The following is a 13,419-nucleotide window of genomic DNA, read 5'->3' as shown; positions in this document are numbered from 1 at the left end:
ATCATTCCTCACCCTACTTCAAAGGTTTACTGTAAGTAGGAATATTATTATGCGCTAATCGGCCGCAGGCAGCAGCCACAATGCCGCAAACCATATCATCAATAAACGTATTGCATTTCCCCTCGGAATGATCGCTGTCCAGATCTTTAATGATCCCGATTTTCTCTTTGTCCAAGTAGCCGAAATTCGTAAGCGCAATCGTTCCATACATCAGCGGCACAGCGGTTGCGATACTTTCATCTACTCCGAAAAGCCCTTCGTCTTGCCCGACAATATGATTATACTGCGGATTGAATTCGCCGGCTTCGACGGCGGTGTCTATTTTAATCGCCAACTGCAGCGCATGGAAGGTCTGCTGTTTGCGCAGTACAGCGACAATGTGTTCTTCGCATAGGCTGCGCTCCATGTCAGGATTGTAGGGACGTTGAAGTTGATCCAAAATTTCCACCATATCTTCAAGCTGGACACCTCTCTCAGCCAGGAGAGCGAGATTGCGCTGCGAATAATCGACTTTTACATTCTCCGAAATGATAACACTTGCTGTTGAAGCGACAATCGCGCAAATTCCTTTTGAAATAAACGATTTAGGACGTTTGGTCGGAAAGAAAAAGCGGAATTTACAATCCATGAAGCCGAAAAGGGAGGCTGCACCGCTGCCATACAAGCCACAGATTGACATGGCAATGGTTCGATGTACGTTGTAGGCAGGGTCTTTCATGCTTGCTAACAGCTCGGAGTCATGTTTAACCTTTTTTTGCAGCTCCATGAGTGTAGTCATGACATTGTAAGTTTCTGTTTTGCTTAAAACACCTAATAAAGTCGTGGTGATGGTCTCGTAAGGGATTTTTTTGATGCCCTTGATTTCCACGAGCAGGCGGGCAACAGCCTCTTCGATGACGGCTTGTGGATAGTGACTGAATACTTCATCCCGGAATTCGTTGAAAATGAGCGTTTTATCTTTGAGGAATGTTCTCATCTGTGCGCCTCCAGTTAGATCAAATCTGTCTATTTTTACAAGTATAGCATATCGCGTTAAGATGCCGAAAAGGCATGGATTCAGCAGAAAAAGGATGGAGGCTTTTTGGGACTAGTTTTTTGAGCATGTGGACAAAAAGTAGTTATAAATCGGACAAATCCCCGTATACATAATAATACGAAAAAGCAATGTACAGGCCATGCCGAAAAGGAAATCAGCGGCAGACGCTTCAGAAGAGGCTTCTGCGAAAACTCGAAGGAGGAAATAAGCAAATGAAACATCAACATTGGATTCGTTCAGCCGCTATCGCGGGGGTGATTGCCTTGCTGACCACAGGATGTTCGGTCCTGGGCACTGGGAAAAAAGCTGACATTGATGCACCTCCGACCACGGGTGCGGAAGCAGACGTTCAGACGACATCAGCTGCGGTCACGATCGATATGATCGACGATAATTCATCCCAAATGACGGTGTATGTGAAGGATGCCAAAGGCTTCGTCGCTCCGATTAGTCTGGGATTACCGAAATCGGTGTCGGTTGCGAAGACGACGCTTGAGTACATGGTGGATGGCGGTCCGGTCTCCAGTTTACTCCCATCCGGATTCCAGGCCTTGCTGCCAAAAGGAACGAAAGTCATCTCCTTAAATGTAACATCAGACAAACGCGCCATTGTCGATTTTTCAAAAGAGTTTCTCACGTATGATCAGCAAAATGAAAGAAAAATATTAGAAGCGATCACTTGGAATTTGACGAATTTCCCAACGGTAGAGAAAGTACAACTCCGTGTTGAAGGTAAGGATCTCAAAGAGATGCCAAAAGGCAAGACGCCGCTTGATACTCCGCTAGCGCGTTCAATGGGGATTAACCTTGAGAAGGCAGAAGACGCGGAATTCGGGCAATCCACACCGGTCACGCTTTACTTCCTGAATCAAAACGATCAAAACTATAAATATTATGTACCTGTAACAAGGCTCGTCAAAAGAACGGATAATATAGCTAAAGCCGTTGTAGATCAGCTGATCAAAGGACCTGATCAGAAGAAAGGGCTGGCTAGCGTTCTGAACGCCGCAACGGAAGTGAAGAGCATTAACCCGGCGGATGCTTTGATCACGGTTGACTTCTCGAATAAGCTGCTGGGTGCTGACCAGAAAGCGCCTGAAGATGCTCTGAAGTCAGTTATTCTTTCGTTGACGGAGAATACAGGCTTTAAGCAAGTTCAGATCAAAGTAGATGGCGCAGTGAAATTTACATCTTCGGATAGCACTCAGAACTATACGAAGCCAGTAGCGAGACCTGCTCATATTAATCCGACCAAGTCATAATCAGCTTGCGTCGCTTCATAGACCTCTATGCAAGGAATCTTGCATAGAGGTTTTCGCATCCTTTTGATCAGCCGGGTATCATTGTTCTTGTTGAGGGTGCTTTTCTCCGGCTACTTTGTTACAATGGGGCGAGAGTATTCAGCTTCCCTTGGAAGCGACAGGAGGAGAACACGATTTATGCGAATTGGCGGAAGAACAAATGAAGAATTGCGCCCTATGAAAATAACCCCTCATTATATAAAACACGCTGAAGGCTCGGTGCTCATTGAGGTCGGGGATACAAAAGTGATTTGCACAGCAACGGTTGAAGAGCGTGTCCCGCCTTTTATGAAAGGACAAGGCAAAGGTTGGGTAACCGCGGAATATTCCATGCTCCCTCGCGCCACGCAAGTTAGAAATCAACGTGAAGCGGCCAAAGGCAAGCTTGGTGGGCGGACGATGGAAATTCAGCGTTTGATCGGCAGGGCGCTGCGTTCCGTCGTTAATTTAGAAGCTTTGGGCGAAAGATCCATCACCCTGGACTGTGATGTTATCCAAGCTGATGGAGGTACCCGGACCACTTCGATTACCGGTGCATTCGTAGCGATGGCGTTCGCGATCAACAAGCTGGCGACGGATAAAAACTTGGCGAAGTTTCCGATTAACGACTTTTTGGCTTCAGTTTCTGTTGGCGTTATCGGACAAACACCGCGTCTAGACCTCAACTATGAAGAGGATTCGCAGGCTAAAGTGGATATGAACGTTGTCATGACAGGGCAAGGTCAATTTGTAGAAATCCAAGGAACAGGCGAGGACTCTCCGTTCTCACGCAAGGAATTGGATGAACTGCTTGCGCTTGCAGAATCAGGGATTCATACGATGATTGAAGAGCAGTCTAAAGTGCTAGGCCCTATAGCGGATCGTATTCGGGGTGTACAACATGCGGCTACGAAGTAATATCGTTGTGATTGCAACCCGCAATGAGGGGAAAGTCAAGGAGTTTGAAAGTCTTTTTGGCCCAAAAGGGTACAAGGTCCGCAGTTTGGCCGATTATACGGATCTTCCGGAAATCGTCGAAAGCGGCAAGACGTTTGCGGAGAATGCGCGAATCAAAGCACAGATAATTTCGGCGCATCTTCATGTTCCCGTCCTTGCTGACGACTCAGGCTTGTGCGTGAAGGCGCTCGGCGGTGATCCCGGTGTTTATTCGGCTAGATATGCCGGTGAAAACGCAACGGATGCAGCCAACAATCAGAAACTGCTTCAAGCTTTGAGCGAGTCCGCGCCGGCTGATGGGTTGCCAATGGAAGCGGGACATCCGAGATTTCTAAGCGAGGCTGCCTTTGTTTGTGCCCTTGCGCTTATCGATCCAGTGGCGAATGAAACCATTGAGGCCGAGGATTCTTGCCCCGGTTACATTATAGCGGAACAACGCGGCGAGAGTGGCTTCGGCTACGATCCACTGTTTTATATTCCTTCTCTGGGAAGAACGATGGCGGAGCTGACGGTGGAAGAGAAGAATGAAATTAGTCACCGCGCCAAAGCTTTACGATTATTCCTGGATAGGCTTCCTGATCAAAATGAATCCTAAAGAAAAGACCTGCTCCCACATTAACAGTGGACAGCAGGCCTTTTTATATTAACGAATAGATATTTTATAGTTTCGCAACCACATATCCACTTGTGCCAAATACGCGAACAGCTGAGGTCCCGTCATCAACTGGCCGAACCATGGGAGATCGAAGTCGTTCGTGTCGGAGCTGGCGAGTGCCCGTATTTTTTTTACATCAATGAAAGGCAGCAGCGGTGAGCCGGGGTCATCCAAAATTTCCAGCACCCATTTGCGAACAGCGGTTAAATAATTTGGGTTGTGCGTCTTTGGATAAGGGCTTTTCTTGCGGGTTAAGACGTCATCAGGCAGAACGCCTTTGAGTGCTTTTCGTAAAATGCCTTTTTCCCGGTCCCCGGATGTTTTGATTTCCCAAGGAATATTCCAGACATACTCCACAAGACGGTGATCGCAAAACGGAACACGCACCTCAAGCCCGACAGCCATGCTCATGCGGTCTTTGCGGTCGAGAAGAGTCGGCATGAATCGTGTGATGTTGAGGTAGGACATTTCCCGCATCCGGTTTTGCTGCTGCGTTTCTCCCGCTAACCGCGGTACTTCGCTTAAGGCCTGCTGATAACGATTGCTGACATATTCAACCGGCTTAATCCAATCAACTAAGTCAGGTGCCAGCAGATCGACCCGGTTAGGCAATTTCAGGGACCAAGGGAACGTATTGGCGGAGAGGGCTTCTTCGTTGTGGAACCAAGGATATCCGCCAAAGATTTCATCCGCAGCCTCGCCCGAAATGGCGACCGTAGCTTCCTTTTTGATTTCCCGGCAAAATAAATAAAGGGATCCGTCAACATCAGCCATCCCCGGCGTATCCCGGGCAAAAACGGCTGTTTTCAGGGATTCCACTAGTTCAGGCGTATCGAACTCAATATAATGGTGCTCAGTGCCAAGATGCTCTGTCATCCGCTTAATCCAAGGTGCATCGGAGTTTGGTTGAAAGAGATTGGCTTTGAAATGCTTATCATTATCTTTGTAATCGACAGAAAAAGTGTGCAGAGCGCCTTTTCCGCTTTCTTTGTAATGCTCCGCGGCAAGTGAAGTTAGGGCGCTGGAGTCAAGCCCTCCGGATAGCAGCGTACAGATCGGTACGTCGGAGACGAGCTGCCGCTGGGCCGTGTCGCTCAGCAGTTGTTGAACCTGAAGCGCCGTTGCTGCCACATCATCCGGATGAGGGTGGCTTTCCAGCTTCCAGTACGTTCTGATGGATAAGCCGTTGCGGTCAAAAATAGCGCATTGTCCCGGTTTCAGCTCCGACATATTGCGATAAATGCCATGTCCCGGTGTGCGTGCAGGACCTACTGCGAAGATTTCGGCCAACCCTTCCGCGCCAACTTCCGCTTGAAAGTCAGGATGAGCGAGGATCGCTTTTGGCTCAGAACCGAATAGAAGGACACTGTTCTGATGAGAATAAAAAAGCGGCTTTACGCCAAGCCGGTCTCTGACCAAATAGAGGGATTGCTCCTGGTCGTTCCATGCTGCGAAGGCGAAGATGCCATTCAGACGGTCTACACAAGCCCGCCCCCATTCAATGAAGGCAACAAGCAGCACCTCGGTATCGCAGGTTGTTCGAAAATGATGTCCGCGCAGTTCGAGCTCTTTCTTCAGCTCGGGGGCATTGTAAAGTTCGCCATTATATACGATCGTATAGGTGTAGTCTCCTTGTTTCCGGATCATGGGCTGAGCGCCGTTTTCCGGATCCATTACACTAAGACGTCGATGGCCTAGGGCACAGTGCTGTGAGATCCAGGTGCCAGAAGCATCCGGTCCACGCAAATGGAGCGTTTCCGTCATATTTTCTAGAATGGACGGGTACCCGGTCAAGTCTTTCCGCCAATCTATCCAACCCGTTATTCCGCACATAGACGTTCCTTCCTTTCTTTATGAAGAGAGCATGATGATAAAGGGTATGCAAATTGGGAATATATAATGTCTGTCCAAGAATAGCGAGAAATGTCATTGGATAGATTTTGTGTTTTAAATCCAAGCCTGTTATTATTAATGAATTATTATTACTAAACAGTAAAGGTGATGGCCATGAAAAAGAAACATTCCAAAGCACAAATCGATTATCTAGCCTCCAGGGAGCATTTTTTGCAAATTAGTAATCAAGCAGATAAACGGATTGCCGATTTGAAAGAGGCGGGCCAAGAAGTCGGACAGGCTGAACTGGAAGATATCATTGAACGTGTTGGCCTGCACCGTGCCTATAATGAACTGACACAAGCGGAGAATTTGCTCATTAATTGGACGCAAGTCGCTATTAAAACAGAGCCTGAATTTATTGCAAATCGGAGTAATTTCGAGGAACTCTATGAAAGAGTCAAAACAGATGCAGAAGCTAGAGGCGCTCTTCTAAATTTAGCCATGCGTTTAAATCTTGACCTTGCGTGACATTCTAAAGGGGTAGTGCCATTCTTTCTTCAGGAGGCGAATGCTCATGGATAGTCATTTCATTAGCAAGCTGCACGACAAGCAGAGGAAAGCCGCGAAGAATTTCAGGACACAAGGTGACGGTCAGCCAGGCAGTAACTTGCCTCACAAGAAGCACTAAAGTCTAATGGCATTAACAAGAGCCTGTAGAGATCACTCTACGGGCTCACCTTACTAGGAGGGAATTCATCATGGGCAAAAAAAGTATGAAACAAAAAGCGCAAAGCACGATCGATCATTCGAAACAGTCTTCACGCGTGCAGTCTAATTTGGATTCAACGGAGCCTGGTCATCATCAGCCGAATCGGCCTTCTGTGTAAGAACGGGAATTTTTTTGCGTGATAAAATAATGATTCAGAAAGCCGCAACCGTAGGTTGGCGGCTTTTTCTATGTAATTCTATGCAGATATGCTTTGTTCAACGATACACCTTATGGGAACTACAGGCACTATTCTAGCAAAGTCAGCCCGTTTCCGCTTTTAGCGGAACTACAGGGCTTTAAGTGAGCGCCGAATCCCGTTTTCTTGAAGAAAACGGACAAATAGCGACCCACGGTTCCCCTCCGCACGAAAAAGTGGCTATTTCGATTAAATAGCGCCCTGTAGTTCCGTTGGGGAGGAATGAACCGTTGGAGAAGTTAACTTCTCCTAGACAGTTTAGCTTGTTTAGAGCCCCTTAGGAGCGAATTTTTGGGGTGGAGAACCTAGTCGCCGCTAAAAAATTCAGCGTTACTGTGACACTTGGCGGAGTTGGCATCTCATACTAACGTTAAGTTGTTCAACGATACATTTTAGAGGAACAACAGGCCGCTATTCTAGCAAATTCAGCCCTTTTCCGCTTTTAGCGGAACTACAGGGCCTTATTTGACCATCTAATCCCGTTTTCTCGAAGAAAACGGACAAATAGGGACCCACAGTTCCCCTCCGCATGAAAAAGTGGCTATTTTGATGAAATAGCGCCCTGTAGCTCCATTGGGGAGGAAAGAACCGTTGGAGAAGTTAACTTCTCCTCCGTATTTTAGTTTGTTAAGAGACACTCAAAGCGATGGCAGCAAATTTCATAGGGTGAGTGCTCGGCACAAATAAATGAGGGGTAAGCTTTGCTTACCTCAAAACAAAAAAAGATCGCGAATTCTCGCGATCTTCTCTCCTTGCAATACGTCCCAGGAGGGATTCGAACCCCCGACCGCACGCTTAGAAGGCGTGTGCTCTATCCAGCTGAGCTACTGAGACATGGACCTCTTCTTACCTAGCAGCGTGTAGCTGTTTGGCGAAGCAAGAGTTATATTATCATATCTTTTTGAGAGAAGTCAACACTTGTTTTAAAATTATTTTGCAATCACCCGAACAATCAAGTAAACTGTCACCAGCAGACCAAGATTTCTGAGGTGATCCACATAACCGAGTTGTCGATGAATAATGTTATTCTTTTTCCGAAAACAGAGCAATATTACGAAGAGGAACTTACCAAGTTTTTAAGAAACGAACAGTATAGTGATGCTCTTCAACTGCTAACATTTCTGCTTCAATTTCCAGCTGCCCAATCGGATAAGATCGAGCAGTGGGAAGCATTGCGGATTTGGTTGCAAACCATGTTTCCAGAAGAGTTATTCCCTATGCCGAGTCCATCGGAAGAGGATTTAGAGGAAGAAGAGGATTTATTAAGGCAATACATACATGAGAAGTCGTCAGATGATGGTGCATATGCCTTGAAGCTGCTGGACTTACTCAAAGAAGGTAATTTGGAACAGCAAGTAAGCAGTCTTGAACAATTGGGTTTTATCGATCAGCCCGTAATAGGATCGGCTATCAAGGAATGGCTTAGCGAAAAGCCTCGGCACCCGCACATCCAGTTCAAGGCGCTGCAGGCGCTTAAGCAAATGGGGGAGCAAGGATTCATTGAGTTTCCCAAAAACGGGAACAGGATTGCCGTCCAGATCGAGGAGACACCGCTATGCCCGGAGGATTTTCCATCCCAAATTCGTGATATGATTCGCAGAGTCGGGGATATTAGTGAAATAAGCCAGCCGGATTTTGTTTATTTTGCCAAACAAACTTGGCAGGAATTTTTGGCCTATGCCTATGGAACAGCCATCTATTCAGACTTGCTGAAAGCTGAAGAAGGAGCCGTTGACGTATGGGCATCCGCCTTGCACGCGATTTTGCAAGAACGATTATTCGGTTCTGTTAACAAAGAGGAATTGCTAGATAATTACGGGATTGTAGGATCGATGGCGCTGCAATGGAAGCGGGCGCATCTCGTGCTGCAGGCGTTTGTGAAGCAGTTTAACCCCGATCCGTTTTAGGGGCGAAAGGTCGCCTTGAAATGAATTTGTTATATGTTATAATAGAATGGTTATAATGAGCGTAACGTGAAAATATGTCATCGTACATTTTTGGAAGGGGAAAGCATAAAATGAAAGCAAGTTGGGAAAAAATAGAGAAGAACGTAGGCGTTCTTGAAGTGGAAGTTGGCGCAGAGCGCGTCGCAGATGCATTGGATAAAGCTTTCAAAAAAGTATCCGCGAAAGTAAATGTACCAGGTTTCCGTAAAGGGAAAGTGCCACGTTCAATCTTTGAAGCTAAATTTGGTGTAGAAAGCCTATACCAAGATGCACTAGACATCATTTTGCCAGAAGTTTACGTACAAGCGATTGAAGAGGTTAAAATCGAGCCTGTTGATCGTCCGGAAGTAGACGTAGAGCAATTCGGCAAAGGACAAGTTCTTAAATTCAAAGCGAAGGTTACTGTTAAACCAGAAGTAACACTTGGCGATTACAAAGGCATCGAAGTTGAAGCTGTAGATGCTAACGTAACGGACGAAGAACTGGACAGCGAGCTTTCCCGTCTGCAACAACGTCATGCTGAATTGGTTGTTCTTGAAGAAGGACAAGCAGCTAACGGCGATGTAGTTGTTCTTGATTTCGAAGGTTTCGTTGATGGCGAAGCATTCGAAGGTGGAAAAGCAGAGAAGTACTCCCTTGAGCTTGGCTCCAACTCCTTCATTCCAGGGTTCGAAGAGCAGCTTGTAGGACTTGGTAAAGGCGAAGAGAAAGATGTTAACGTTTCTTTCCCTGAGAACTACCACTCCGAAGATCTGAAAGGCAAAGCGGCTGTGTTTAAAGTGAAAATTCACGATATCAAACGCAAAAACTTGCCGGAACTTGATGATGAGTTCGCTAAAGATGTGAGCGAGTTCGACACGCTTGTTGAGTACAAAGAAGAATTGAAAAACCGTCTTCAAGAGCGCAAAACAAAAGATTCAGAAGCTGCTCTGGAAACAGCTGTTGTTGATAAGGCTGCGGCTAACGCTGATCTTGAAATTCCAGCATCCATGGTAGAAGCAGAACTTGATGTAATGGTGAAAGAATTCGAAAGACGTCTTCGCTCCCAAGGCATGACGCTTGAGATTTACTTCCAGTTCTCCGGTCAAAACGAGAGCGTGCTGAAAGATCAAATGAGAGAAGATGCTGAAAAGCGTGTTCGTAACAACCTTGTTCTTGAAGCCATTGCAGCTGCAGAAAACATCACAGTTTCCGACGAAGAAGTTGACGCGGAACTTGAGAAATATGCACCATCCTACCAAAAATCAACGGCAGAACTTCGTGAGCTGTTTGCTTCTAACGGCAGCCTAGAAGGTCTGAGCAATGATCTTGTGATTAGAAAAACGGTTGACTTCTTGCTTGAAAATAGCAAGCATGTTTCCGCAGCAGTATAAATAAGGTAAGTAAAGGCACGTACGTAAGCAACGTGCCTTTCTTTTACCCTATTTTAGCCCCAAACTGCCTACAAACATAAGAAATTCATTGAATACATAGCAGTCTTCTGAAAAAATGACTTTGCTGCTCAAACATGTTAAACTGTTACTGAATCCCAATTTGGAAAACATGGCTTTGGCCACAAAAGGAGTTGGTACAATGAGTCTTATTCCTATGGTTGTTGAACAAGAGGCACGTGGGGAACGTTCTTACGACATCTACTCGCGTCTACTTAAGGACCGCATTATTTTCATTGGGACTGCCATTGATGATGATGTGGCTAATTTGGTCATTGCCCAGCTGCTTTTTTTATCTGCTCAGGATCCCGAAAAGGATATCCACTTATATATCAACTCACCAGGTGGATCTGTAACAGCTGGAATGGGTATCTTCGATACCATGCAATTTATTAAACCGGATGTATCTACGATTTGTGTAGGTATGGCCGCTAGTATGGGTTCCTTGCTGTTAACAGCAGGCGCCAAAGGCAAGCGATACGCGCTGCCGAATGCTGAAGTTATGATACACCAACCGCTCGGCGGTGTAAGAGGTCAAGCGACCGATATTAAGATTCACGCGGATTGGATTATCAAAACGAAACAAAAACTCAACCAGATTTATGTGGATCGTACGGGACAGCCGCTTGAAAAGATCGAAAGAGACACCGACCGGGATAACTTTATGAGCGCTGAAGAAGCGAAAGCATACGGGTTAATCGACGAGGTTATCACTCGAAACGACTTGAAATAAAGGAGTGATCCCATGTTTAAATTTAACGATGAAAAAGGCCAACTCAAATGTTCCTTTTGTGGAAAATCCCAAGACCAAGTTCGCAAGCTTGTTGCAGGTCCGGGAGTTTACATTTGTGATGAATGTATAGAGCTTTGCACGGAGATTGTGGAAGAAGAACTAGGTCACGAGGAAGAACTGGATCTGAAGGATGTTCCGAAACCGAAGGAAATCCGCAACATTTTGGACCAGTACGTCATCGGCCAGGAACAAGCGAAGAAATCACTTGCGGTAGCGGTTTATAATCACTACAAACGTATCAATTCACAAAACAAACTGGAAGATGTTGAGCTTCAAAAAAGTAACATCGTTCTTCTAGGACCAACAGGAAGCGGTAAAACACTTCTTGCTCAAACGCTTGCCAAAATCTTGAATGTTCCTTTCGCTATCGCGGATGCAACTTCATTGACGGAAGCGGGTTATGTAGGGGAAGATGTTGAGAACATTTTGCTCAAACTGATTCAAGCTGCAGATTACGATGTGGAGAAAGCAGAACGCGGCATTATCTACATCGACGAGATTGATAAAGTAGCACGCAAATCCGAGAACCCGTCTATTACAAGAGACGTTTCTGGTGAAGGCGTTCAACAAGCTTTGCTCAAAATTCTCGAGGGTACGGTTGCATCGGTTCCTCCTCAAGGCGGACGCAAGCACCCGCATCAAGAGTTTATTCAAATCGACACAACCAACATTCTGTTTATTTGCGGCGGAGCTTTCGATGGCCTAGAGCAAATTATCAAACGCAGAATCGGTAAAAAAGTGATCGGCTTCAGCACAGACGGAGCTAAAGTAGATTTGAAACCAGGCGAGTATCTGTCCATGGTACTTCCAGAAGACCTGCTCAGATTCGGATTGATTCCGGAATTCGTAGGCCGTCTGCCGGTTATCTCTACCCTAGAGCCGCTGGATGAAGCAGCACTGGTTCGTATTCTTTCCGAGCCGAAAAATGCGCTCGTGAAGCAATACCAGAAGATGCTCGAAATGGATAACGTTTCACTCGAATTCGACGCAGAGGCGCTTGACGCCATTGCGAAAGAAGCGATTAAACGGAATACCGGAGCGCGCGGTCTGAGAGCCATCATCGAAAGCATTATGCTTGACGTGATGTTTGAAGTCCCTTCAAGAACCGATGTCTCTTCTTGTGTGGTCTCTAAGGAGACTGTTCAGAACAAGCTTACGCCTGTGCTGACAACGAAAGACGGTTCACAAGCGTCAGGCAAGAAAAAAGAAGAAAGTGCGTAACCCATAATTTCATTAACGAACACACAGCCTCCAATCCGGTTTCCTTATGCAGGAAATTGGAGCGGAGGATGTTTGGTGTCATGGGGAGAGAAACCATAATGTTCCATAGAAAAGATACGCGGCCCGTGCGAGTAGGCGATTTGACCATCGGCGGCAGCAATGAAGTCATCATGCAAAGCATGTGTACGACGAAAACAGCGGATGTAAAAGCCACTGTTGCTGAAATTCTTCGTCTGGAAGAAGCAGGCTGCCAATTGGTTCGCGTAACCGTGAACAATAAGGAAGCCGCTGAAGCGATTAAAGAAATTAAGAAACAGATCCATATTCCGCTAGTTTCCGATATCCATTTCGACCATCGTCTAGCGCTTGCTGCGATTGAGAACGGGATCGATAAAGTGCGGATTAACCCGGGCAATATCGGTCGCCGCGAGAAGGTTGAGGCCGTGGTTAAGGCTTGTAAAGAGCGCGGGATTCCAATCCGAATCGGTGTAAATGCAGGTTCGCTGGAGAACCATCTTCTGGAGAAGTATGGTTATCCAACGCCGGAAGCTATGGTGGAAAGTGCCTTATTTCATATCAACATTCTAGAAGAATTAGATTTTCATGATATTATCGTCTCCCTCAAAGCTTCGGATGTACCGATGGCGATTGCCGCTTATTCACTAGCTGCGAAAGCTTTTAACTACCCTCTCCATCTTGGTATTACGGAAGCGGGAACGCTCTTTACGGGCGCAGTGAAAAGCGCCGCGGGTATTGGAACGCTTCTCAACATGGGCATCGGGAACACGCTGCGTATTTCGCTTAGCGCGGATCCGGTTGAAGAGATTAAGGTGGCGCGTGAGCTTCTCAAAACGTTCGGGTTAATTACGAACGCAGCAACGCTGGTATCCTGCCCGACTTGCGGACGTCTTGACATTGACTTGTTCTCGATTGCTAACGAGGTGGAGGACTATATTGCCAAGATTAAGGTGCCAATTAAAGTATCCGTCTTAGGCTGTGCCGTAAACGGTCCTGGAGAGGCTCGTGAGGCGGACATCGGGATTGCAGGCGCTCGTGGTGAAGGCATGCTGTTCCGCTATGGAGAAATGATCCGTAAGGTGCCGGAAGCCGAACTGCTCGATGAGTTGAAGAAAGAAATTGATATCATCGTCAAAGCCTATGAAGAAACAGGCGTCATTCCTGGTCGTAAGCACTAATTTTTATTTAACATAAGTAAAGCCGTTAAGAACCCTTGCTAGGGGATCTTAACGGCTTTTTGTTATTCAGCGCACGCATATTTGGGGCTCAAGAGAAGCATAAT

At 46.4% G+C, this 13,419-nt stretch carries 13 protein-coding genes and 1 tRNA gene; 11 read left to right on the top strand and 3 right to left on the bottom strand.

Annotated elements, in window-relative coordinates; all coding sequences use genetic code 11:
- Positions 1-13 precede the first annotated feature (13 nt).
- Positions 14-976 carry a phosphatidylglycerophosphatase A family protein gene (locus RQP52_RS20910; protein WP_157319246.1) on the bottom strand — a complete coding sequence of 321 codons (963 nt, stop codon included), beginning with the start codon at positions 974-976 and terminating at the stop codon, positions 14-16.
- A gap of 272 nt (positions 977-1,248) precedes the next feature.
- On the opposite strand from RQP52_RS20910, the gene RQP52_RS20905 reads away from it, so the two are divergent.
- The 3 genes from RQP52_RS20905 (at position 1,249) to RQP52_RS20895 (ending at position 3,868) form a co-directional block, all read left to right on the top strand.
- Positions 1,249-2,298 (top strand): GerMN domain-containing protein, encoded by a 1,050-nt coding sequence (locus RQP52_RS20905; RefSeq protein WP_315953649.1) that lies wholly within the window; start codon positions 1,249-1,251, stop codon positions 2,296-2,298.
- A gap of 177 nt (positions 2,299-2,475) precedes the next feature.
- Positions 2,476-3,234, top strand: a complete 759-nt coding sequence (rph, locus tag RQP52_RS20900) for a ribonuclease PH (RefSeq protein WP_157319244.1) — start codon at positions 2,476-2,478, stop codon at positions 3,232-3,234.
- Complete coding sequence (locus tag RQP52_RS20895; RefSeq protein WP_315953648.1) at positions 3,218-3,868, top strand: XTP/dITP diphosphatase; 651 nt, start codon at positions 3,218-3,220, stop codon at positions 3,866-3,868. Before rph ends, RQP52_RS20895 begins: the two co-directional genes overlap by 17 nt.
- A 48-nt stretch (positions 3,869-3,916) precedes the next feature.
- Here RQP52_RS20895 and asnB read toward each other — a convergent pair whose 3' ends face one another.
- Positions 3,917-5,761 (bottom strand): asparagine synthase (glutamine-hydrolyzing), encoded by a 1,845-nt coding sequence (gene asnB / locus RQP52_RS20890; RefSeq protein ID WP_315953647.1) that lies wholly within the window; start codon positions 5,759-5,761, stop codon positions 3,917-3,919.
- Between the two features lie 174 nt (positions 5,762-5,935).
- On the opposite strand from asnB, the gene RQP52_RS20885 reads away from it, so the two are divergent.
- The 3 genes from RQP52_RS20885 (at position 5,936) to RQP52_RS20875 (ending at position 6,651) form a co-directional block, all read left to right on the top strand.
- Positions 5,936-6,292: a hypothetical protein gene (locus tag RQP52_RS20885; RefSeq protein ID WP_315953646.1), complete on the top strand. Its 357-nt coding sequence runs from the start codon at positions 5,936-5,938 to the stop codon at positions 6,290-6,292.
- Between the two features lie 46 nt (positions 6,293-6,338).
- Complete coding sequence (locus RQP52_RS20880; protein WP_082562468.1) at positions 6,339-6,452, top strand: DUF4023 family protein; 114 nt, start codon at positions 6,339-6,341, stop codon at positions 6,450-6,452.
- Between the two features lie 70 nt (positions 6,453-6,522).
- Positions 6,523-6,651: a hypothetical protein gene (locus RQP52_RS20875; protein WP_258567559.1), complete on the top strand. Its 129-nt coding sequence runs from the start codon at positions 6,523-6,525 to the stop codon at positions 6,649-6,651.
- An 838-nt stretch (positions 6,652-7,489) separates the two neighbouring features.
- Here the strand turns inward: RQP52_RS20875 and RQP52_RS20870 are convergent.
- Positions 7,490-7,563: transfer RNA gene (locus tag RQP52_RS20870), tRNA-Arg, on the bottom strand.
- Positions 7,564-7,742: 179 nt separating this feature from the next.
- On the opposite strand from RQP52_RS20870, the gene RQP52_RS20865 reads away from it, so the two are divergent.
- The 5 genes from RQP52_RS20865 (at position 7,743) to ispG (ending at position 13,315) form a co-directional block, all read left to right on the top strand.
- Complete coding sequence (locus tag RQP52_RS20865) at positions 7,743-8,636, top strand: hypothetical protein (RefSeq protein WP_315953645.1); 894 nt, start codon at positions 7,743-7,745, stop codon at positions 8,634-8,636.
- A gap of 110 nt (positions 8,637-8,746) precedes the next feature.
- Positions 8,747-10,048 (top strand): trigger factor, encoded by a 1,302-nt coding sequence (tig, locus tag RQP52_RS20860; RefSeq protein ID WP_315953644.1) that lies wholly within the window; start codon positions 8,747-8,749, stop codon positions 10,046-10,048.
- 199 nt (positions 10,049-10,247) lie between these two features.
- Entirely contained in the window at positions 10,248-10,838 is a 591-nt protein-coding gene (clpP, locus tag RQP52_RS20855; RefSeq protein ID WP_127455273.1) for an ATP-dependent Clp endopeptidase proteolytic subunit ClpP, read from the top strand.
- Positions 10,839-10,850: 12 nt separating this feature from the next.
- Entirely contained in the window at positions 10,851-12,119 is a 1,269-nt protein-coding gene (clpX, locus tag RQP52_RS20850) for an ATP-dependent protease ATP-binding subunit ClpX (RefSeq protein ID WP_127455274.1), read from the top strand.
- 98 nt (positions 12,120-12,217) lie between these two features.
- The gene (gene ispG / locus RQP52_RS20845; RefSeq protein ID WP_315953643.1) at positions 12,218-13,315 is read left to right on the top strand and encodes a flavodoxin-dependent (E)-4-hydroxy-3-methylbut-2-enyl-diphosphate synthase; all 1,098 of its coding nucleotides are present in this window, start codon (positions 12,218-12,220) and stop codon (positions 13,313-13,315) included.
- Positions 13,316-13,419: the final 104 nt, after the last annotated feature.

It is taken from the genome of Paenibacillus violae, from assembly GCF_032461945.1.
GTDB lineage: Bacteria > Bacillota > Bacilli > Paenibacillales > NBRC-103111 > Paenibacillus_E > Paenibacillus_E violae.
The sequence above is the reverse complement of the archived record's forward strand: the minus strand, read 5'-3'. Positions and strand labels throughout refer to the sequence as shown.